Annotated in this window: 22 protein-coding genes, 1 pseudogene and 1 riboswitch; of the genes and pseudogenes, 19 read left to right on the top strand and 4 right to left on the bottom strand. The window is 38.5% G+C overall.

The features are described 5' to 3' along the window. Positions 1-566: 566 nt before the first annotated feature. Complete coding sequence (locus NST21_RS28970; protein WP_377374765.1) at positions 567-773, top strand: DUF6980 family protein; 207 nt, start codon at positions 567-569, stop codon at positions 771-773. A gap of 441 nt (positions 774-1,214) precedes the next feature. Here NST21_RS28970 and NST21_RS22985 read toward each other — a convergent pair whose 3' ends face one another. Next, positions 1,215-2,624 (bottom strand): sigma-54 interaction domain-containing protein, encoded by a 1,410-nt coding sequence (locus NST21_RS22985; RefSeq protein ID WP_340891488.1) that lies wholly within the window; start codon positions 2,622-2,624, stop codon positions 1,215-1,217. Positions 2,625-3,024: 400 nt separating this feature from the next. Between NST21_RS22985 and NST21_RS22980 the strand changes: the two genes are divergently transcribed. From NST21_RS22980 to NST21_RS22970, 3 genes are all read left to right on the top strand, one after another. Continuing rightward, entirely contained in the window at positions 3,025-4,266 is a 1,242-nt protein-coding gene (locus NST21_RS22980) for an MFS transporter (RefSeq protein ID WP_286177190.1), read from the top strand. 110 nt (positions 4,267-4,376) lie between these two features. Next, positions 4,377-5,597: a M20 metallopeptidase family protein gene (locus NST21_RS22975; RefSeq protein WP_340891486.1), complete on the top strand. Its 1,221-nt coding sequence runs from the start codon at positions 4,377-4,379 to the stop codon at positions 5,595-5,597. A 102-nt stretch (positions 5,598-5,699) separates the two neighbouring features. Beyond that, on the top strand, positions 5,700-7,343 hold the full coding sequence (locus tag NST21_RS22970; protein WP_340891484.1) for an amidohydrolase: 1,644 nt from the start codon (positions 5,700-5,702) through the stop codon (positions 7,341-7,343). A 496-nt stretch (positions 7,344-7,839) separates the two neighbouring features. Here NST21_RS22970 and NST21_RS22965 read toward each other — a convergent pair whose 3' ends face one another. Then, the gene (locus NST21_RS22965; protein ID WP_255263999.1) at positions 7,840-7,965 is read right to left on the bottom strand and encodes a hypothetical protein; all 126 of its coding nucleotides are present in this window, start codon (positions 7,963-7,965) and stop codon (positions 7,840-7,842) included. Positions 7,966-8,142: 177 nt separating this feature from the next. On the opposite strand from NST21_RS22965, the gene NST21_RS22960 reads away from it, so the two are divergent. The 5 genes from NST21_RS22960 (at position 8,143) to NST21_RS22940 (ending at position 13,443) form a co-directional block, all read left to right on the top strand. Then, positions 8,143-8,646 (top strand): DinB family protein, encoded by a 504-nt coding sequence (locus tag NST21_RS22960; protein WP_340891483.1) that lies wholly within the window; start codon positions 8,143-8,145, stop codon positions 8,644-8,646. Between the two features lie 218 nt (positions 8,647-8,864). Then, positions 8,865-9,848, top strand: a complete 984-nt coding sequence (locus tag NST21_RS22955) for a ketoacyl-ACP synthase III (RefSeq protein WP_056530075.1) — start codon at positions 8,865-8,867, stop codon at positions 9,846-9,848. Between the two features lie 321 nt (positions 9,849-10,169). After that, positions 10,170-11,390 (top strand): NO-inducible flavohemoprotein, encoded by a 1,221-nt coding sequence (gene hmpA / locus NST21_RS22950; protein WP_340891476.1) that lies wholly within the window; start codon positions 10,170-10,172, stop codon positions 11,388-11,390. A 462-nt stretch (positions 11,391-11,852) separates the two neighbouring features. Continuing rightward, entirely contained in the window at positions 11,853-12,269 is a 417-nt protein-coding gene (locus tag NST21_RS22945) for a VOC family protein (RefSeq protein ID WP_340891475.1), read from the top strand. Between the two features lie 157 nt (positions 12,270-12,426). After that, on the top strand, positions 12,427-13,443 hold the full coding sequence (locus NST21_RS22940; RefSeq protein ID WP_053347613.1) for a LacI family DNA-binding transcriptional regulator: 1,017 nt from the start codon (positions 12,427-12,429) through the stop codon (positions 13,441-13,443). 121 nt (positions 13,444-13,564) lie between these two features. On the opposite strand, the gene NST21_RS22935 is transcribed toward NST21_RS22940, so the two are convergent. Together NST21_RS22935 and NST21_RS22930 are read right to left on the bottom strand one after the other, a co-directional pair. After that, positions 13,565-13,957 (bottom strand): YybH family protein, encoded by a 393-nt coding sequence (locus tag NST21_RS22935; protein WP_340891472.1) that lies wholly within the window; start codon positions 13,955-13,957, stop codon positions 13,565-13,567. A gap of 153 nt (positions 13,958-14,110) precedes the next feature. Then, complete coding sequence (locus NST21_RS22930) at positions 14,111-14,239, bottom strand: hypothetical protein (protein ID WP_255264000.1); 129 nt, start codon at positions 14,237-14,239, stop codon at positions 14,111-14,113. A gap of 18 nt (positions 14,240-14,257) precedes the next feature. After that, a riboswitch (cyclic di-GMP riboswitch) is annotated at positions 14,258-14,344 on the bottom strand. A 234-nt stretch (positions 14,345-14,578) separates the two neighbouring features. On the opposite strand from NST21_RS22930, the gene NST21_RS22925 reads away from it, so the two are divergent. The 10 genes and pseudogenes from NST21_RS22925 to NST21_RS22880 all read left to right on the top strand — a co-directional run bounded on the left by NST21_RS22925 (position 14,579) and on the right by NST21_RS22880 (position 22,853). Beyond that, positions 14,579-15,097: a DinB family protein gene (locus NST21_RS22925; protein WP_340891465.1), complete on the top strand. Its 519-nt coding sequence runs from the start codon at positions 14,579-14,581 to the stop codon at positions 15,095-15,097. Between the two features lie 309 nt (positions 15,098-15,406). After that, a complete protein-coding gene (locus NST21_RS22920; protein WP_340891463.1) occupies positions 15,407-15,901 on the top strand; it encodes a VOC family protein in 495 nt (164 codons plus the stop codon). A 285-nt stretch (positions 15,902-16,186) separates the two neighbouring features. Next, complete coding sequence (locus tag NST21_RS22915; protein WP_340891460.1) at positions 16,187-17,041, top strand: amidohydrolase family protein; 855 nt, start codon at positions 16,187-16,189, stop codon at positions 17,039-17,041. After that, a complete protein-coding gene (locus tag NST21_RS22910) occupies positions 17,034-17,363 on the top strand; it encodes a UxaA family hydrolase (RefSeq protein WP_340891458.1) in 330 nt (109 codons plus the stop codon). Before NST21_RS22915 ends, NST21_RS22910 begins: the two co-directional genes overlap by 8 nt. Then, a complete protein-coding gene (locus NST21_RS22905) occupies positions 17,360-18,523 on the top strand; it encodes a UxaA family hydrolase (protein WP_098175530.1) in 1,164 nt (387 codons plus the stop codon). The genes NST21_RS22910 and NST21_RS22905 overlap by 4 nt, the downstream gene beginning before the upstream one ends. 28 nt (positions 18,524-18,551) lie before the next feature. Continuing rightward, on the top strand, positions 18,552-19,367 hold the full coding sequence (locus NST21_RS22900) for an SDR family NAD(P)-dependent oxidoreductase (protein WP_053347605.1): 816 nt from the start codon (positions 18,552-18,554) through the stop codon (positions 19,365-19,367). Then, positions 19,364-20,137: an SDR family NAD(P)-dependent oxidoreductase gene (locus NST21_RS22895; protein WP_340891455.1), complete on the top strand. Its 774-nt coding sequence runs from the start codon at positions 19,364-19,366 to the stop codon at positions 20,135-20,137. The genes NST21_RS22900 and NST21_RS22895 overlap by 4 nt, the downstream gene beginning before the upstream one ends. A 15-nt stretch (positions 20,138-20,152) precedes the next feature. Then, positions 20,153-21,067 (top strand): fumarylacetoacetate hydrolase family protein, encoded by a 915-nt coding sequence (locus NST21_RS22890; RefSeq protein ID WP_340891453.1) that lies wholly within the window; start codon positions 20,153-20,155, stop codon positions 21,065-21,067. Further along, positions 21,060-21,485, top strand: a pseudogene (locus tag NST21_RS22885) (RbsD/FucU family protein). Before NST21_RS22890 ends, NST21_RS22885 begins: the two are co-directional and overlap by 8 nt. Positions 21,486-21,512: 27 nt before the next feature. Continuing rightward, entirely contained in the window at positions 21,513-22,853 is a 1,341-nt protein-coding gene (locus NST21_RS22880) for a sugar porter family MFS transporter (RefSeq protein WP_340891452.1), read from the top strand. Positions 22,854-22,905: the final 52 nt, after the last annotated feature.

Below are 22,905 nucleotides of genomic sequence, written 5' to 3'. Positions count from 1 at the left end.
ATTTTTAAAAAATATTAAATTTTCTAAAAATTAAACACGAACAAAATTAATAAGACGTATCGTATTATAACCAGATAATTTTAATATTTCAATATAAAATTTAATTTTTATTATATACCCTATTGACTAGATAGTCTACGTTGATTCCATTTAGGAATTAGTTGACAGATTTTATAACCAAGAGCGGCATAATTTTTCCCAATAAAAATAAAACATTTAAAATAGGAGGTGAGTATATGCTTGATTTTCTAGATGGATATCGAAAGTTTGAGCGACAGAATGTATTAGGAATTGATGTTAAAATAGAATAAAGAGAACGATTTCAAAGGGGGAGTGCTGAAGAAATCATTGAAGAAATCGACCAAGAGCTTTTAAAGGAATGGGATAAGTAAAGTGGGATAAATAAAATAAACATACGACTTACTTCAACTAACGGGTGTAATCATTCTTTAAAGAGATATGACGAAATGCGCTTTTTCTTATGTAACAAACAGGGCGGTTAGTTGAATAAAGTTTGATAATATAAAAAACAAACTAAGTGAGGATTACCCCTAAGGAGAAATCGAATGAAAAAACATTGCTGTGATGATATGGCATATCACGCGAATTTCAAATGTGAGATACACGAAAACCCATTTGAATGTCCAGATAAACTTGTAATCTATTATGAAAAAGATAATGAGTACGGGTTGATAATTCACGATGGTGGTTCATCATCTATCGAAATTTTGTATTGCCCGTGGTGTAGTAAAAAGTTATTAGAAGGAAAATAGAAAAAGATCACATCTAGGATTAATATCCAGCGTGTGACCCGTTTTTACACGTATATCGGTCGTACCCCCTTAGTGTAGGGAAAATCGGTTTTTTTCTCCAAAAATTCTCTTCGCGTATGTTTTCCGCGTTTTGTTGGTAGACCCCTTGCCCATCACTAAGAAAATGGGTCCAAAAAAATGAGCTTCTTTTTTAGAAGAAAGCCCAAAATTTTGTTCTGGGTGAGCTATAAAACTTTAACTTGATGGCGGTAAGGGTACAGCCAACTTTTCAGGAAATTGTACGCTAAGCGAATATCAACCTAAAAAGTGAAATTCCCGTACGCTCAGGAATAGACTTTTTTAATTTGCTCTTTACAACAAAGCATGACTTTTGGTTGGTTCCTCACACTGTCAAGGTTTCCTAACATTTTTATCAGTTACGGCGGGATCTACCATTCCCGCTTATTTTTCTTTCGTAATCGCATATTTCGCCAACCTGCGCATAAATAATGACTGAGTAATGCCCAGTGCTTTTGCCGCATCGCGGGTTGTTTTATGATGATGGAATGCTTGTGTGATCATTCTTTTTTCGACGCTTTCCAAAACTTCATGTAAAGAATTTCCTGCATTTAAAGGGATAGAAACCTCTTCGCAGACTGAATCGAGCAAGCGTTTTGGCAAATCCTGAATTGCAACTTCATTCTCTTTTGCCATAATGACAAGCTGCTCAATTATATTTTCCAATTCCCGTACATTTCCAGGCCATTGATAGTTTTGAAGCATTTCGACCACTTTTGTAGAAAGTACTCGTTTATGGTTATGCAAGTAATTAAACTTCTCCAAATTATACTGAAGGAGACAAAAGATGTCTTCCTTCCGCTCGCGAAGCGGGGGTATGCGGATCGGTAAAATATGGAGGCGATAATATAAATCAGCCCGGAACTTCCCTTCTTTGACCATATCCTCCAAATTACAGTTGGTAGCTACAATGATACGCACATCGGCTTTTACCGTTTGGGAAGCTCCAATCGGCATGTACGTTTTATTTTGCAGCAATTGAAGGAGTTTGGGTTGCAAAGAATGTGAGAGTTCGCCAATCTCGTCTAAGAAAAGGGTGCCTTTCTCCGCAAGTTTGACAAGTCCGGTTTTGCCGTTTGCATTTGCTCCGGTAAACGCCCCTTTTTGATAGCCGAACAGTTCGGATTCCAGGAGCAATTCCGGAATCGCTGCGCAATTAAGATGGATAAACGGACGATCTTTCCGGTCACTCAGATGATGAATACGTTCCGCTATAAGCGTTTTTCCAACACCTGTTTCCCCTGTAATAAGAACGGTCGTTTCCACACAGGCAACTTTTTCAATGGTTTCCTTGAGCATATCATAGGCCCGGCTTTGTCCGATAAAAAAAGGGACTTCTTTGGTCCGTACAAGTTTCGCTTTGAGTTTTTGTAATTCTTGTAAATAATACCGAAAAGCAGAATCCAATTCTTCAATTTTAATTTGAGAACTGTAACCGACGAAATCTGGAATATCATAACCCAATGTGACAGCATATTTTGGTTCATCATTCTTGTCCAATATGAGATGTCCTGTAATTACCCCTGTTCCTTCTCCACCTTGTTGAATGACGCTGACATTTTGTTTCTTATCTAAAACTATTTTTGCAACAGACGGCTTGAAGAACCCCTCTTTTTCCAATTGTGAGACGTTTTTTCCGATTAGCTCCTCTTTCTTTTTCCCAATCAGCTTACAGCTCATGTCGCTAACAAAAAGAATCATACCGTTCTTATCGGTTATATAAATAGGTTTATTCATGAAGTTCATGATTTTGAATAAATATTCCGGTTCGATGGTTAACATATTCTGATTCATCACTTGCCTCTCCTTTAATGACGGATGGATCCACCGTTTATTTTGAATCGAAAATAATTCAAAGTTCAGCATTATAGTGAGTAGCGTTGATTCGATTTCGATTCATTTGAATCAATTCATAAAAATTATACCTTGAATATTTAGAAATTTCACATAATTTTACCTATTTGCGTTATTTTTTCATTGTAAACAGATCTTTTTCTTGGCATAAAACATGCATAAACAATTTGGTGGAAAGGAGGAAATTAGATCCATCAGAAAACAAAAAATAAAGCACTTGAGTTAGTTTGAAGAACTGTCCGAAGAGGAAGTTGTATTTTTACAGAAACTTGGTGTGAGCCGAAATGATTTTTTTGCTGATTATCTTTTATCTTTAGGGGAGGTATGATTTGTGAAACGTATGGGTGTTCAGGGGAACAACAGGAAGTTCATCTTGGCTCTCCTATTTGTGGGTTATATGGTTTCTTATATGGACCGGTTAGTTATGAATCTTGCTTTGGTGCCGATAGGGCAAGAATTCCATCTTAGTCCGACTGCCACGGGAACAGTAATCAGCGTCTTCTTCTTGGCTTACGCCATCATGCAAATTCCGGCCGGCTGGCTGACAGATCAGTTGGGTTACCGAAGGGTGATTCTTTTTTCTATTTTTCTCTGGTCGTTTTTTACAGTTTTCACCGGTTTTACTTGGTCGTTTACCGCTTTGATCGTGATTCGTTTTTTGTTCGGAATTATGGAGGGGGGATATCCTGCTGCCAGCGCAAAAGCAATTTCTGAGTTTTTCCCTAAGAAAGAACGAGGTAAAGCACAGTCTATCTTAATGTCATCGAATAGCGTTGGCGGTCTAATTACGAGTCTTCTTGTGCCAACGCTCCTGATTTGGTTGGGCTGGAGAAACGTGTTCTTTGCTCTTGGAGCAGCAGGTGTCATTCTTGGAGTGCTGTTTTGGAAATACATTCGGAGTCCGATTCAATCGGAAGAAGCCAAAGAACAACAACCAGTAAACAAGGAATCCATGCTCTCTTTGTTGAAAACTCGTCAGACGTGGGCATTAGTCCTCACATGGTTTTCAATCAGCATTGCTTCGTGGGGAACGGTTTCATGGCTGCCCATGTATATGGTAACAGTACGTCACTTAGATTTGGTTTCCGCCGGAATGTTGACAGTTATTCCGACAATGGGCGCAACTCTGGGAACGGCAGCGGGTGGTTGGTTGCTGGTCAGATTTTCCGGTAGGGAGAAAATGTACTTTGTAATGAATGGGCTTTTTTACACAGCGTTATTATTTTTAGCACTCTTCGCACCTAATGTTGGAATGTTCTTTACCTATTTGACACTGGCATCAATCTTTTATGGTTTTGTGTTTAGTGCAGTATACGCACTTCCTCACAAATTGTTTGACAAGAGTGTGATTGGTTCCGCTATTGGAATTATGAGTCTGGGATCGATGATTGGTGGATTCATTGCACCGATCATGATGGGTGTACTCATCTCAGCATTAAAAGGTTCTTACGACGGTGCTTTCTGGTTCTTAATTGCGGCTGGTTTGTCCTCTGCGCTGTTCGGACTAACCATTCGAAACAGCAATCAAGTTTATCACGGGGACGTGGCTGATCAAATACAGACGAATGCCAAAGTAAAATAGTGGTCTATGGCTAATGGGAATACTAATTTAGTAATGTGGAACGGAAATTTTAATCACGAATATCAGCAATCCGATGGATTAATGCTAGAACAAATAACGGGGTGGTAACGATGTTCAAAAAATTATTTAGTAGACTTCAAGAGGTATATCCGGAGTTGGTTAGATTTCGCAGAGATCTTCATATGTATCCCGAACTATCCTTCCATGAGGTAAATACCCCAAAAAAGATCGCTGATGTATTAACCAACTTGGGATTGGAAGTAAGAACAGAAGTTGGCGGAAGAGGTGTAGTTGGACTCTTGAGAGGAGGGAAACCGGGCAAGACAGTAGCGCTACGGGCGGATTTCGATGCATTGCCGATATCAGACGAGAAAGACGTGGAATACAAGTCCCGTATTCCTGGGGTGATGCATGCCTGTGGCCATGATGTTCATACAGCTGCCTTGATTGGAGTAGCCAAAGTATTAAGCGAAGTGAAGGATGAGCTCGAAGGAAATGTTGTCTTTATCCATCAGTTTGCGGAAGAGGTAATCCCAGGAGGGGCAAAGCCCATGATTGAAGATGGCTGCCTGGATGGAGTCGATGTCATTTATGGAGCCCATGTATCTTCCATTCTCCCGCTTGGTATGGTTGCTGTTGGAGAGGGATATATAATGGCGGCCGGGGATACATTTGAAATTGAGATTTATGGGAAAGGCGGGCATGGAGCGACTCCTCATTTGTCGGTAGATCCAATTGTGGTGGGCAGTCAACTTGTGCTCAATTTGCAGCAAATCGTCAGCCGCCGCGTTGATCCATCTAAAACAGCTGTTGTCTCAGTTGGTTCTTTTCAAAGCGGACAGGCTTCTAATATCATACCCGACACGGCCAAAATTACCGGAACGGTACGAACCTTCGAGGAAAGTGTGCAAGATTTGATAGAAGAAGCCATTGGGAAAATCGCAACATCCACCTGCGAAGGGGCAGGAGCCACTGTGAAATTTAAGTACGAGAGAGGATATCCCACTTTGTGGAATCATCCGGAGGAAACAATAAAAGCGGAAAAGTTAGCAAAAAATCTTCTGGGAGAGGAAAAAATAATACAAATCCAGCCGTTTACGTTAACAGGAATGGAAGATTTCGCCTTTTATCTACAGAAGGTGCCGGGAACATTTTTCTACGTGGGAGGTGCGAATCCAGCGATGAATGCGATATACCCGCATCATCATCCGAAATTTAATGTGGACGAAGAGTCAATGTTGTACATCGGAAAGATGTTTATTGCATTAGTTTTTAATTATCTCTCAAACACTATTATTGATGCCGATTCTATGAATCAAGTAGAAGCTTAGTAGAAATCAATTACGTTTTGTAGGATGAATTGGCTGATAAACTAGAACCCCACAAAAGCATAGTCATTAGTTCTTGATTACAGAAAAATAAGAGGTGATTGTATGTTTGCTGATGTTGTATTTGTAAACGGACAGGTCATTACCGTCGATTCGAACAATCGGATCGCAGAAGCAGTTGCAGTTAAACATAACCGAATTGAAGCCGTCGGGACGAACGAGAAAATCAAACGTTGGATCGGAGAGAGCACCAAAGTGATGGATTTGCAAGGTAGGACTCTGCTGCCAGGATTTATAGATTCGCATTTACATCTGCTCGGTTATGGACTTTCGAGGCTAGCGATTAATTGCAAAGACGCATCGATTCAATCCAATGCAGATATTATCGAGAAATTAAAACGGAAGGCGGAATCTACCCCTGAAGGAGGATGGATCATTGCAGTAGGCTACAACGAAATGTTTATGTTGGAAGGGCGGTATCTAACCCGACATGAGCTGGATGAGGTGTCGACGGAACACCCGATTCTAATTGTGCGACAATGCGGTCACATTATGATTGCGAACAGTAAAGTGTTGGAATTGACAGGTGTAAACGACCAATCGGGCGATCCGGAAGGTGGAGTGTTTGGCCGAGACGAGTCCGGGAGATTAAACGGGTTACTCGTGGAAGCAGCCATGGATTCGGTAAAACGTGTCATGAATCCGACGGAAGAGGTCTTGGCCAGAGCGGCGGAAATCGCTTCGCGCGATTTCGTATCGTTAGGCATTACGACAATTCATGATGCCGGAGGGTACGAGCCGGTCAATCTTCGCATCCTGCAGCAAGCGGTTCGTTCCGGTCGCTTAAAGGTTCGGGTGTATGCAATGGTCGTTCACGAGCCTAACTTTATCCGAATGAGAGAGACGTGCTTGTCGACTGGGTTCGGAGACGATCGATTTCGGATCGGGCCGGCGAAAATCTTTATAGACGGAGCCAGCACCGCGCCGACGCTTGCGACGCGCAAGCCGTATGAGACGAATCCGGAAGACAGCGGCATTCTGTATTACACGCAAGAGAATATGAACGACGCGCTCATCGCAGCCCATCGCGATGGTTATCAAATTACGGCTCACGCCCAGGGCGATCGGGCGATTGAGATGTTGTTGAATACGTTCGAAGAAGCCCTTAGACAATATCCGCGGCACAATCACAGACATCGAATTGAGCATGCCGGTTTGGCGATGCCCGATCTCATCGAGCGAATGGCTAAATTGGGCATAGTGACCGTTCCTAACCCGAACTTTTTCGCTGAATTCGGGGATATATACATTAAGCACTTAGGCGCTCGCAGCGACTATTTTTACCCAATTGGAGCCTGTTTGAAAGCTGGCATTGTCGTAGCAGGCGCCTCGGACAGCCCGGTCTCGAACTGCAATCCGCTTATCGGTATTCATGGGGCGGTCAACCGACTGACGCCGTCCGGCGCGGTCATTGGGGAAGAGCAGAAAATCTCCGTCATAGAAGGGATTAGGCTGTACACCTGGAACGGAGCCTACGCAAGCTTCGAGGAAGACCGAAAAGGAAGTATCGAGGTAGGGAAATTAGCTGATTTGGTTGTGCTAAACGACCGAATATTGGATGTAACAATCGACAGTATTGATCAATTACGAGTTGAAATGACGATGATTGACGGGGAAATCGTTTACGAACTGGGGAAATCTCCGGATGCAAATGATGCGTTGGAAGAAACAATTAATTTCATTGTGTAAATATTCAACTAAGCTATATCTTTCTATTATTAAAAGAAAAGTATAAAGAAAATATAGGAATTTGACACTCGGAAAAGATAAAAAAATGAGCTCTAGACTAGGGTAGTCTAGAGCTACAAGATTGACTAGTAAACTTTTTGATATTACTAACAAGTACATAATAGAACAAAAGGGAGTATTAGTTGAAGAACATATTTAGGGCTGCTGAATGAAAGACTATACTGACCGTCTATGTAGGATAATATGGGATTTGTAGCAGATCCCATATTTATACCTGCCCTCTTGCGCCAAAACAGTCTATCTCTTTCGTTCGTTTATGAATCCTTTTCCAAATGGTTTGAAAACCTGCGAATTGACGAGTATTTGTAAGCATTATCGTATTAAACTGAGGGAGTTTAAGAAATACTGGAGTTTAAACACTGGAAGAGAAATTCCAATAATAGGGTAAATTAAAGGCAGGAAACAACTTCCTGCCAATGATCATTATTTGGTGTTGTTACTTCCTTTTTTGACTTTTCAATTTGTTCATTTCAAGTTCCGCAGCATATTCTTCTTGTGATTTTCCTTGCTTTTGACTTTCAGATTGAATTTTTTTGAACTTATTATCATTTAGATTAGGCATATAAACACCTCCTTTGAACATAAGTATTTTGTACAAACTTATGAGTATTATTCGATGATTCGCTATAAGAGGAGTAGTAGGGAATAATTACCTTAAAGAATTTGCCGGAAAATTATTTGTCATTTAGGCATCAATTGTTTAACACGAAATAACTTATGAAAATGGAGGGGAATTAATATGACACAACCCGTATTAAAAATGTACAACTACCACGTGTGGGCAAATGGAGTTATAATTGATCGTTTAAAAGAACTTCCACAGGACATTTATCATCTAGAAATTCAAAGTGGTTTTTCTTCTGTATCAAAGGTGTTGTCTCACATTTATCTCACAGATTACGCATGGTTTGAGATAATCTCAGGTAAAAGTATGAATGAAGCAATGGGGTCTACGGATCAATTAAGAAAAGAGGTGGAAACGAAAAGTATTGAGGAAATGAAAAAAATATTTCTAGACTTATCTGAGCGAAACCAAGCACTTCTGAACAGTCAAAAAGATATTGAAAAATTGATTGTGGTGGATAATCCATATGCTGGGTTGCTTGAAACTTCTATTTCTGAATCGGTACTACACGTTGTTACTCACGGATCATATCACCGTGGCAATATAGCTACCATGCTGCGTCAAATGGGGCACACCTCCGTGATGCAAGATTTTGGACTTTACCTATATTCTAAATAGTACAGAGTAGCTCAAGCGCAAAAATCCACTTTAAATGGAAAAGTTCTTTCACTAACGAGTGCGATACTTCAATAAGTGAGTGGCGTGGGCAACTCTTTTTCTTATGTGGCTAAATGTTAAGGGTAGTTGCATAAGATTTTTTTTACTTTATAATTAGTACCAGGTAATAATATCAAGTGGTGAAATTGATATAATTCATACAACGAGGTGGTTACTCTGTGATTAAATCTAAAGCACGTATTACTGCGATAGGTTCTTATGTTCCAGAAAAAAGGTTAACAAATAAAGACTTAGAAAAAATGATTGAAACCAATGATGAATGGATTGTTAAACGTACTGGTATTAAAGAACGAAGAATTTCACATGAAGAAGAGTTTACTAGTGATATAAGTTATAAAGCTGTAAAGGATTTAATGGAACGGTATGATAAATCAGTCGAAGATGTTGATATGATTATTGTCTGTACCTTTTCACCTGATTTCAACACACCAAGTGTAGCTTCTTTAGTCCAAGCAAAGCTAGGTATTAAGAATACTGGAGCTATTGATTTAAACGCTGCTTGTGCAGGATTTACTTATGGGTTGCATGTAGCTAATGGATTAGTAACATCTGGTTTAAACAAGAAAATTCTTGTTATTGGAGCTGATACTTTATCTAAAATTATGGACTATGAAGATCGAGCCACTTGTATTTTATTTGGAGATGGTGGAGGAGCAGTTCTTGTAGAATATGATGAAGAACAACCAAGTTTTATTTCTTCACATTTATATTCGGAAGGAGCAGGCGGAAAACATTTATATAGTACAAACCTATCGACACGTATAAATGGTGAAGACTTAAATAATAGTGGTAACCTTGTACAAAATGGACGTGAGGTTTATAAATGGGCTGTTACTACTGTTCCAAAAGGAATGCAAACTGTGATGAAAAATACTGAATTTCATTTGAATGATGTTGATTGGTTTGTTCCGCATAGTGCAAATTTAAGAATGATTGAGTCAATATGTGATAGAAGTGGTTTTCCAATTGAGCGTACATTATATAGCTTAGTGGAGTATGGAAATACTTCCTCAGCATCAATACCATTAGCTTTAGATAAAGGAGTAAGTGAAGGAAAGCTCAGTAATGGTGAGAAGATTTTATTATATGGTTTCGGTGGTGGATTAGCACAAGCAGGATTGCTCATCAATTGGACCCTATAACGCTTTTTTTCTTCAACTAACCGATGCTTTACTTAAAAATCAAGAGCTACTGATCAGCAGTTTATTTTCTTATTGAGCTAATGGAGCCCGTTTAATTTAACAAGGATACTAAACAAAGACATCGTACTATTAGGTATGGTGTCTTTGAATTATCTTAAGGGAATTTCAAAATCTCCAAATGGGCGGAAGCCCGCCTTTAGTAAGAAGTTTGGGTTGGTTAGTGATAAGTTGAATGTGGCCAAAATATCATGTTTACTCCTATATTTAGTGGGAATGCTATTTACAGTAAATATCCCTGAAATTTGAGGAGGACATTTTAACATGCTTGATGCTAAGACCATAGAAATCGTTCAGTCAACAGCACCTGTTCTCAAGGAACATAGTAAACCAATAGGAAAGAGATTTTATGAATTACTATTTTCAAAAGCGCCTGATTTGTATAACCTTTTTAACCAAACCAACCAAAAAAGAGGAATTCAACAGGAGGCCTTGGGGTATGCTGTCTATGCTGCAGGTGAACATATTACGAACCTTGAAGCGATAAAACCTGTAATTAAAAGAGTTACTGAGAAACATCGTGCCATAGGGGTCAAGCCTGAACAGTATCCGGTTGTAGGTGAAACGTTGCTTCAAGCAGTTAAAGACGTATTAGGTGACGCAGCCACAGATGAAATCATAGAGGCATGGGGAAAGGCCTATGGCTATATTGCAGATGCCTTTATTGATATTGAGAAAAACCTCTATGAAGAAACAGAACATCAGCCTGGTGGATGGGAAGGATACCGAAGCTTTAATATCGATAAAAAGATAAAAGAAAGCGATGCCGTAACTTCCTTTTATTTAAAGCCTACAGACGGAAAACCCATTGCCTCCTATCATGCTGGGCAATACCTAACACTTAAGGCGGAAATTCCTGGCGAGAAATATACGCACATACGCCATTACAGTCTTTCGGATTCACCGGGTAAGGATTACTACCGAATCAGTGTTAAACGTGAAGATGCCCATGGGGATGCTCCATCTGGAATTGTATCTAACTATTTACATAGACAGCTGCAAGTTGGAGATACGCTGCAATTTTCTGCTCCTGCAGGTGACTTCGAACTTGATAACACAGATTTACCTGTCGTTCTAATTAGTGGCGGTATTGGAATTACACCATTGCTTAGCATGTTAAATACCATTATAGAAAAACAACCACAACGTCAGGTTACGTTTATCCATGCAACAAGCAACAGCCAAACACATGCTTTTAAAGAGCATCTGCAACAAATAGCGAATGATCATCAACATATAAAATCATTTGTCGTCTATGGTTCACCAACCGAAGCCAATCGAACCTCTCAACAATTCGATAAAGAAGGATACGTGGATTTAGACTTCCTGCAATCTATCGTTCCATCAAAAGAAGCTAATTTTTATTTCTGCGGACCTATTCCTTTTATGGAAGCAATCAATGGGGCGCTAAATCAATGGAGTGTATCAAAAGACCATATCCATTATGAAGTATTTAGCCCACTCGCTATTTTAGGAGAAAAATAAGTAAACTTAATTTGTGAATAAAAAGGATCTTTGATTGAAGGTCCTTTTTTCATGGCTAATAAGAACAAAGGGAAGTCTTGAAATACTATTTATTAATAATACAAGTAGGAGAAAGGATTATGAAGAATAAAGAAAGCGATCTCCCGACAGGATTAGCTAAACCTGCACAACGAGCACTCGCTGGAGCTGGGTACTTGTAACTTGAGCAGTTTCCTAAGCTAAGTGAAGCAGAGGACTTGCAGCTACATGGTATGAGACCTAAAGCATAGGAGCAAATCCGTCGTGCACTTTCTGAGAAAGGGTTAGCGTTCGCCAACGGTTCTTGAAAAACCTTTGTTGTACTTATTACATTAGGATGAGAGGTACTGCGGTATCTCCTTTTTTTGTTGCGAGCAGGATTATCGAAAAAAGCAACGAATAGTAGGGTAATGAACATAAAATAAACGAGTGAGGGTGAATTTGATGGGAGTTCAAGCAGAAAAAATCTTTGTTAACTTGCCTGTTAAAGATTTGAATGCCTCAATAGAATTTTTCACAAAAGTTGGCTTTGACTTTAACGAGCAAATGACCAATGAAAATGCAACGTGTGTGGTTATCAGTGAGTCTATATATGTCATGTTATTGGTTGAAGATTACTTTAAAACGTTTACCAAGAGAGAAATCCCGGATACAGCAAAAAGTACGGAAGCTATTGTGGCATTATCGGTTAAAAGTAAGGAAGAAGTGGATGAGATCGTGAATAAAGCCCTGGATGCTGGCGGAAAGCCTTTTAATGAAGCCATTGATCATGGGTTCATGTACGGTTGGAGTTTTCAGGATATAGATGGACATCTTTGGGAGATATTTTACATGGATGAAAGCGGATTTAATCAAAATTAACTCTAATGCAAGACACAATCCTTCACTAAGGACTGTGTCTTTTTTTGAAGTTCAGTGTCGTACTTGAGTCAACATGATTGCCTGCTTGTTAAAGTATAAAATAACAATTTATACTTATGATACAATATAAGGGAAAATGTAAAGGCGGGTACAAAAAGTGACGACAATTTACGATATTGCAAAAAAAGCGAATGTTTCACCGATGACTGTATCGAGAGTTATTAATAATAAAGGAAATATCAGTGAAAAGACTAGAGAAAAAGTAGAAGCTGTTATAAAAGAGTTAAACTATATACCAAATTCAGCTGCTCAAAGTTTGAATATTAAAAAAACTAAGTTACTTTCATTAATCATAACTGATATCACAAACCCCTTTTTTACAAAGGTTGCAAGAGGCGCTGCGGATAAGGCTAATCAAATGGGATATCAGCTTATTTTATGTAATACAGATGAAAACTACGAAAAAGAAAGTGAGTATATCAATGCATTAATTTCTAAAAGGGTAGATGGCGTAATTATTGCTCCTACAGGTGATCAATCGACCAAAAACTTAAAGAAACTTATTAAAAACAGAATCCCATTTACATTAATAGATAGGCAAATTGAAGATGTTTCGTGTGATAGAGTACTTGGAGATAACTATGAAGGGACAAAATTGCTTCTTCAGCATTTAATTGATTATGGTCATCAAAGAATAGCAATGGTTCATGGCCCACTTACGATTTCCACTTCGAAAGAGCGGTATCAGGCGTATATTGAAACGTTAAAAATTAATGATTTAAAGATAGATCCCGCTTTCCTAGTAGAGACTCATTATAAACAAGAAAAGCAATGGAATGGAATCGCTCATTTGGTTAATGTTTCTCCTGCTGATCGTCCAACAGCGATTTTTGCAGCGAATAATTTCATTGCCATTAAAATTATAAAAAGTTTACGAGAAAAAAAGATTAAAGTTCCAGAAGACATTGCCGTCGTTTGCTTTGACGATTTAGAATTATTTTCAGACTTTGATCCTTTTTTGACTGTATCTTCGCAGCCTGCTTATGACTTCGGATATTTAGGAACACAATTAGTGATTGAAAGAGTAGATGAAGTCGGTCCAGCTGATTATCGAACAATAAATTTAAAGCCTGAATTGGTAATCAGAAAATCATCTGGAACTCCTATAAAATAATAGGAGTTTTTTTATTTTTGACTCTTAACGTCTGCTGTGGAGATTAACACAAATGAAAAAACCACCTAATAACCTAATAGAAGGTGAGCCTTTTCTATTTATTCAAATATCTGTACATGAATTATTCAAGTAATTCAGCACCGTAAGAATTATCAATTATGCAACGCCAGGTACCTGTAGAATCCTTTTTAAAAACATAGTTAGCCATTCTTTCCATTGAGAATGCCGAATCAGTCTTTTGATTGGCACTCAGTAGGGCTTTTGCTACAACTAATGCCGTATCACCTGTTTCGATTATTGCCATCTTTTCTTGATTAACAATTAAACTATGATTAAAATAATCAGCAATAGCAACGAATGCCCGACGTATTTCTTCTTTGCCTTTAGCTAACGTTCCAGGTTTTACAACTAAGGTAGCATCCTCGGAATAGAAATCCATTAATTGATCGAAATCCTCGTTATTTATTGCTCTGTCTGCATTCTTTATTACGAGTTCTAACTCATGAGTTTGCATATTTGCCCTCCTATCAAGATAGGTAATTTATAGGGATTCCAATTTACCCCTTAGTGAAGAATATTCGACTGTCTTGTTGAGGAATCCTTCTCTTGGCTAAAATAGAAAAAAGGCGTTAATGTGTAAAAAATGACTCAGACAGCAAGCATAGGCCTACTGTCTACCTTCTAATAAAAATCCCCTAATTTCCTCTAACGGTATTTCTACATTGATAGCCATTTGAATGAGTTCAATCCATTCTGTATCTAATTCTTCTACTCTGTCATTTGTCTGAAGTAACATTACCTATTCCTCCGTTGAAGAGGTAGCCCAGCTATCATAGTCAATCTGACCTTAGACCTGTTAGCTTTGCGTCCTAACCTTTCGATTAGTTTGCCGTTTTCTCATTTTATTATAGTTATATATTACTATCTAGATAGTGCTAATGTTGTCGTAAATTGTAGAAATGTAATTATTATTCTTTAAAAACTAAAGTTAATTCGATTGGGAGACCTGTTGAAGGACAATAAAGATATTTAATGGGAAATATAACTATTATATTTAATATGATTTTATGTATTAAAGAAGGAAACATCCATTTTTAATAGAATGTAAGACTTTAATAAGAGGAGGATGATCAGTTTGGAGAGAAGAGCTTTACTGGTATCTCGATTACCAGAATATGAAGAAGAAATTGGCCGGTGGCTATGGTGTTTAGAAGATGTTCGCCGTACTCTCATAACAGAGTTAACTGGAATCAGCCAAAGTATACTCGACACAAAAATGGATGAAAGACAAACGATTGGCTCGCTGTTATATCACATTGCATTGGTCGAGGCAGATTGGTTATATGAAGAGGTCCTTGTTACTGAATGGGATTCTGAAATACGCTCGTTGTTTCCGTTAGAATGTCGTTCTGAAGATGGCGCATTAACCCATATTGAGGGAGAAACTTTAGAAGAACATTTTTACCGCCTTAATAAGGTACGTGAAGTATTTCTTTCCCATTTCCGTTCAATGGGCCTAACGGATTGGCGTAAACCGAGAGTACTTGAACAATATGACGTCACACCTGAGTGGGTTGTGTATCATTTGATTGAACATGAATCACATCATAGGGGGCAGATTTTCCAATTGCTTAGCAATTTACGGAATGATTAAAATGTTAAAGAGTGGGGAATTTTTATCCCTTTTGAACTAACGGACTGGCTCCAGTTAATTATCAAACCCAATAAGCGGTGGCTTGTTTTTGAACATTAGCTTATTATTCCGCATTACTAGCTATTTCAAGTGATGTAGTTATTCCATTAAAGGACGCTTTTATGAAAAAAGAAGGTGTCCTTTTTGAATGGGACCATATTCTTGAATACCGGGTAACTCTAAGATAACTGCAACTTCAACTTTAGACTTAGCGGAAATAAAAACATCCTTTTTTGTTAAGACTTAGAGAATATATGGAGGTGCTTTAAAATGGGAATAAGAAAAATCACAACAAACTTGTGGTTTGATACACAAGCTGAACAGGCAGCGAAGTTTTACGCTTCTATCTTTAAAAATTCCATGATTGGAAGAATCACTCACTATGGAAAAGAGGGGCATGAAATCCACGGGATATTAGAAGGAACAGTAATGACCGTGGAATTCCAACTGGAGGGCCAGGAATTCGTAGCATTAAATGGTGGTCCGCAATTCAAATTTACAGAGGCAATATCATTTATCGTCAATTGCGAGTCACAATCAGAATTGGACTATTTTTGGGAAAAACTCTCCGAAGGCGGAGACGAGAAGGCGCAAGTGTGCGGTTGGCTGAAAGATAAGTATGGTGTTTCGTGGCAAATTATTCCTACGGCCCTAACTGAGATGCTAAGCGACCACGATCCAAAAAAATCAGCAAGAGTTATGAATGCAATGCTCAAAATGAAAAAAATTGACATCAAAACATTAAAGCAAGCGTATGAGGGATAAGGTTACAAGTTGTTTGAGGTATTAAAAATGAATTTCTTTGTTGTCACTTTACAAGACCATTTAATAAAAAGTTTGATTAAAAACCTGTATAAATGTATACAGGTTTTTTTAGATTGTTCCACTGAACTATCCTCGCTATAGGTCCTTTTTCTTATCTCTAAATATTAACAGTGTTGTTTAACAAATCCTTATTTTGATATTGTTGCAATTAATTTATTGACAATTTAAAATATTGTTGTTATTTTAATGTTACCGGTAACATTCAAGTAACAAGAGGAGGTCAAAATGATTATTGATGCTCATCAGCATTTTTGGAAGATTGACCGAGCTGACTATTCTTGGCTTTCAAAAGATATGGGGGTCCTCTATCAAGATTATCTTCCAGAAGATTTAAACCCCTTATTAGAAAAACATGGTATTTCTGGAACTGTTCTTATCCAAGCTGCTCCTACATATGAAGAGACTTTATTTCTTTTATCATTGTATGAACGGTATGACTGGATTTATGGTGTAGTCGGCTGGATAGACTTATCTTCTCCAGCTTTTCCGAAGCAACTAGATTCGTTAATGAAACGACCGGGAATTGTAGGTCTGCGTCCAATGCTCCAGGATTTAGAAAATACTGATTGGATATTACAAGAGCAAGTGATAGAAAATTTAAAATGGCTTATTAGATATAATCTTCCATTAGATTTATTAATTAATAATAAACACATTTCATCGGTTTTAACTTTATTGAAAACGCTTCCGAACTTAATGACAGTAATAGATCATATGGCTAAACCGAATATTACTAAAGGGGATTTAAGCGAGTGGAAAGAGGACATGAACGCTCTATCACAGTTTCCGAATGTTTGGTGCAAAATGTCGGGTTTAATGACGCAAGCGAATCCAGCTATGTGGAAAATTGAAGATTTTGAGCCATATATTCATCATATTGTTCAAACATTTGGTCCATCCCGTTTGCTTTTCGGCAGCGATTGGCCTGTATGTTTATCAGCTGGAAGCTATGATGACGCACTGCAGATTATCAAAAGAAATTTACCAGAAAATTTAACCAATAAGGAAATGGATAAAATATTTTCTAATAATGCGAAAGCCTTTTACAAATTAAAAGAAAGGGGAGATAGCCATGAGTAAGGTAGGCTATGAACAGGACGTTACGAGCATTGTTATGTCTGATCAAGATAATGTAGCGACTCTTTTGAAAGATGTAGAAGAAGAAGAAACATTACTATACGTCATCAATGGCCAAAAAGCGGTATTGACAGCCAAGCAATCGATTCCATTTGGACATAAAATCGCAATTAAACCGATTGAAAAATTAGCAACGGTTAGCAAATATGGAGAAGTAATCGGTGCAGCGACAATTGATATCGAACCTGGTGAACATGTCCATGTACATAATATTGAAGGAATCAGAGGAAGAGGAGATAAAGCGGAAGGGGAGAAACAACGATGAGCATGATAAAAGGGTACCGTCGTTCAAACGGGAAATTTGGAATACGTAATCATCTGTTAATTATCCCGACTGTCATTTGTGCAAATCACGTAGCCAATAGAATCCAGCAAGCTGTACCAGACTCTGTAGCTATTCCGCATCAGCATGGCTGCAGCCAGATTGGTGATGACAAGGAACGTACACACAGACTTCTTGGAGGAATGGGGAAAAACCCAAATGTTGGTGCAGTTCTTTTAATTAGCTTAGGCTGTGAGGTTATTGATGCCAAAGTTTTGAAACAAGAAATTGAAGAAGAAACAGGAAAACCTGTTGAGTGGCTTGATATCCAAGATGCAGGCGGAACGATAAAAGCTATTCAAAAAGGGTCTGAATTGGCAAAAAGCTTATTCAAGGAAATCGAAAAAGTGCCACAAGTAGATGTTCCTATTTCAGAATTAATACTAGGTGTGAAATGCGGCGGTTCCGATGCTACATCTGGTCTGTGCAGCAATCCCGCTTTAGGAAAAACAGCTGATCAGCTCTTAAATCAGGGCGGAACCATTGTAATGGGGGAAACAACTGAAATTATCGGGGCTGAACATATTGTCGCTCAAAAAGCTGTGAGCGAAGAAGTGGCAAATAAGCTATATGCCTATGTTAATAAATTTGAAAAAGAAGTAGAACGCATTGGGGCAGATATGCGTGGCGGAAATCCAAGCCCGGGCAATATAGAGGGAGGCCTGTCTACTATCGAAGAAAAATCTCTTGGCTGTATAAGCAAAGCAGGTACTGCTCCCTTGAACGATGTATTATCATTTGCAGAAGAAATTCCAGGGAACGGCTATTACTTCATGGATTCACCAGGGAATGATATCGAGTGTGTATCGGGTATGGCTGCTGCTGGTGTTCATATGGTCTGCTTTACGACAGGAAGAGGGACACCAACTGGAAACCCAATTATTCCGGTCATCAAAATAACGGGAAATGAACATACTGCCATCAAAATGATCGATAACATTGATATAGATACAAGTCCTGTAATGAAAGGAAAAGAAACAACAGAAGAAGCAGGAAATCGTATTTTCGAAACGGTTCTTAAAACAGCACAAGGTGAGCTGACAAAAGCTGAAATTTTAGGCCATCAAGAATTTAGTATCAGCCGAATCAGCATCAGCCTGTAGAAACAAATAGGAGAAGGAGGATCTATATATGAGTAAATTAAAAAATCGAACAGCTCTTGTCACAGGCGGTAGCCGAGGGATTGGAGCAGCAATTGTCATGAGATTAGCTGAAGAAGGCGCTAATGTGGCTATCAATTATACATCACCAGGTTCATTTGAAAAAGCAAACGCTTTAAAAGAAAAAGTAGAAAAAGAGTTTCATATTCAAGCGATTGTTGTGAAAGCAAATGTTGGGGTGAAAGAAGAAGTTGACCAAATGATAGACCAAGTGGAAAAAGAGTTAGGATCGGTAGAGATCCTAGTGAATAATGCTGGTATTGCTCCATTTGAACCTTTTTTGAGTCTTTCAGAGAAAACATGGGATGATACCTATCAGACGAACGTAAAATCGATCTTTTTGACAACCCAAAGAGCGGCGAAAAAAATGATCGAAAATAAATATGGAAAAGTCATTAATATTACATCAACTGCGAGTGTTCTTGTGACAAGTCCAGTAATCCCGCATTATATCTCATCAAAAGCAGCAGCTTCGCATTTAACAAAGGCCTTGGCGATTGAGTTAGGCAAATACAATATTAATGTAAATGCAGTCGGACCGAGCACCGTTGCAACGGATATGTGTGATGAATATTTGGCAGATCCTCAAATTCTAGCAAAAGAGATTGAAGCGAATCCAATGAAGAGACTTGGTACAGAAAAACAAATTGGTGATTCTGTTGTCTTTTTAGCCTCTGATGAAGCCGTGCAAATCAATGGGCATCTGTTAATGGTAGATGGCGGATTAACGGTTAAAGCGGCACAGCCTGAAGATCATATGAATCATGAACAGGAGGTAACATTATGAGACTACTCAACAAGATAGCAGTTATCACTGGCGGAGGAAGCGGTATCGGCAAGGAATCAGCCCGTTTATTCGCAAAGGAAGGCGCATTTGTTATCATCACAGACATTCATGCTGAAAATGGGCAAGGAACAGTTTCTGAAATAGAAGGAAATGGCGGAAAAGCAGCATTTTACGAAGTAGATGTGACGAATCCTGAAGCGGTTCAATCTGCAATACAACAGATTATTGAGACGTATAAAAAAATAGATATTCTATTCAACAATGCAGGAATCAGCAATGTGGGTAGAGTGGACGAAGTAGAGCCAGATGTCTGGGACCGAATTATGAGTGTAAATGTGAAGGGGGTTTATTTACCCTCTAAATACACGCTTCCTTATATGATGGAACAAAAAAGTGGAGTAGTCATCAATATGTCGTCTTGCGCTGCGGAAATGGGTTTAGTTAAACGTGCCGCATACTCAGCAACGAAAGGCGCTGTACTTGCTCTGACAAAAGCCATGCAAGTGGACTATGCCCCTTATAATATTCGAGTAAATGCTTTATTGCCGGGCACCATCTTAACTCCATTTGTTGAGGATTATTTGAAAAATTCATATGACGATCCTGAAATTGCAATCGGAACGATCAAGAAAAGACAGTTAAGCGGAGAATTAGGAAGACCTAGTGATGTGGCAAAGGCTGCACTATTTCTAGCCTCAGATGAGTCTACGTTCATGATGGGATCGCCTTTATATATTGATGGCGGAGTTGTTTTTGGGAAAAATGCATAAAAGGAGAATGAAACTATGAAACTAGCTACTTTTATAAAAGGTGAAAATCAGAAACTGGCTGTTCAGATTGAGAATAACTTAATAGATATCGAAGAAACTGCTAAGAAGAATGAATGGAACAATATAGTAACAGATGTGATGCAAGTAATTGAATTCAATCAATCCGAACTAAAAGATTTTGAAATAAAGGTTAATGAAGCTGTCACAAATGGAAGTGCAGTCGCTATTGAAGAGGAAGGGCTTATATACGGTCCTAGTGTTACAAAACCTCATAAAATCATTTGCGTCGGATTGAATTACAGAAGACACGCAGATGAAACCAATGCACCGTATCCTGAAGTGCCTATCTTGTTTAACAAATTTGATAATACGTTAACAGGTCATCAAAGTGAAATTGTTATACCAAATGTAACGAATGAACTGGACTATGAGGTTGAACTGGGAATTGTAATGGGCAAAAAGACAAAAAACGTAACACAAGAAGCTGCTCTTTCTCATGTTTTTGGTTATTGTACAGTCAATGATTTGTCTGCAAGAGATCTGCAAATGAGAACACAGCAGTGGCTTCTTGGAAAAACCTGTGATGATTTTAGTCCAGTAGGACCTTTCTTAGTGACAGCGGACGAAGTAGGAGATCCAAACAACCTTAATTTGAAAACGTACGTAAATAATGAAATAAGACAAAACTCTAATACTTCCGATATGATCTTTTCATGCGCAGAAATCGTAAGTTATATTTCCCAGCACATGACGTTAGAGCCGGGAGATCTTATTTTAACAGGTACACCTGAAGGAGTCGTATTAGGCTTACCGGCTGATCAGCGCGTTTATATTCAGCCAGGAGATGTGGTCACTGTTGAAATCGAAAAGCTTGGAACACTAACGAACAAATTTGTTCAAGAAAGTGAAAAGGTTTTGACTAATGCTTAAAGGAATCCCGCCTATTATTTCTCCAGAATTGATGAAAGTTATGATGGAGATGGGGCACGGTGATGAGATTGTACTTGCAGACGGAAACTATCCGGCTGCAAGTCATTCCAACCGGATAATCAATGGTCATGGACATGGCGTTGCTGATTTTTTACGGGCCATATTAGAATTTTTTCCACTAGATACGTATGTTACGTTTCCAGTCATGCTGATGAATCCTGTTCAAGGCGATGAAAAAAACCCTGTAATCTGGTAGACCTATGAAGATATAATAAAAAAAACGAGCGACTTTCCTGTCCAAATAGAAAAAATCGAAAGATCGGATTTTTACGAAAGAAGTAAGGCGGCATATGCCATTATCGCTACAAGTGAACGTGCACAGTATGCGAATCTTATATTGAAAAAAGGTGTACTTTAATTAGTGAATCTAAAAGGAGTGAGTTATTTGCAAAAAATTCCGAATATTATGTATGTTTATGCAATTTTTGGTGGCTTGGCTGGACTTTTATATGGTTTTGATTCTGGTGCCATTTCTCCAGCGATTCCCTTTATTACCGAGGAATTTGGATTAAGCCCGGCCGGCCAAGGATTGATTGTAAGTTTCCTTCTTTTAGGAGCATTGCCTGCTATTGTTCTTTCAACCTCCTTATCTAAAGTATTAGGAAGGAAATCGCTCTTAATAGGAGCAGGCATCACGTTTATTGTTGGGTCTATTGGCTGTGCCTTCGCTACTAATGTAAGCGTTTTAATAGGATCGCGATTTATCCTTGGAATCGGATGCGGAATAGCCAATATGTGTTCGTTGATATATCTGGTTGAATTAGCTCCACCTAAAATCAGAGGATTAATTGGTGCATTATATCAATTAAGTGTAAATGTCGGAATTTTAAGTGCTTACATTGTAGGAGCTTCCCTTTCTGCTAGTGGTTCTTGGAGAATCATGCTAGGAATAGGTATTATTCCTGCTGCAATCTTTACGATTGGGATGCTAATCTCACCCGAAAGTCCACGTTGGCTAATGACTGCTGGAAAAGAAGAACGTGCAAGAAAAGTATTAATGAAACTAAGAGGATCGAAGAAAGAAGTGGAAGATGAAATAAGCGATATTAATTATTCACTAAAACAGCAAACTGTCGGATTCAAACATTTAGTTGGACAGTATAAAAAGATTCTAAATATGAACTTCATATTAACGTTTTTTCAGGTCTTCACTGGGATTAATGCAGTAGTATACTTTGCTCCAATCATCTTTGAAGGAGTGGAAATTAACGGGTGGAGCGGATCGAATATAGCCAACTTCGGGATAGGTACTGCCTTAGTTATTTCCACGGCTATATCGTTATTCATTGTTGATAAACTGGGAAGAAAAACATTATTAATCTATAGTATTGGCGGGCAGGTCCTACCACTAATCGGTTTAGCACTATTTTCAGATTTTACGATATTTAGTATGGTATGTGTGTTCTTATACGTATTCGCGTTTGGAATCGGTCTAGGTCCTGTATTCTGGCTATTCATACCTGAAGTGTTACCTTTGCAAGCAAGAGCGATCGGAATGGGAGTCATTACATTTTTACAGTACACATTGAATTTTCTTTTTTCGTATACTTTCCCGCCATTGTTAAGTGTCATTGGAAATAATGTCTTCTTAATATACGCAGTATTATCAATAGTTGCTTGCGTATTTATTCACTATAAAACACCAGAAACCAAAGGGAAAACTTTAGAAGAAATTGAAGAGTACTGGCGTCAGCAAGATATGGAAAAAGCTATTAAACCTGCTTAAGGGTTTAACCCTTCCAATACAAGAGCTAAAGAAAAATATTGAACTACCAGAA

It is taken from the genome of Peribacillus sp. FSL K6-1552, assembly GCF_038005205.1.
GTDB lineage: Bacteria > Bacillota > Bacilli > Bacillales > DSM-1321 > Peribacillus > Peribacillus butanolivorans.
Note: the sequence above shows the minus strand (reverse complement) of the source record. Positions and strands in the feature narration are given on the sequence as shown.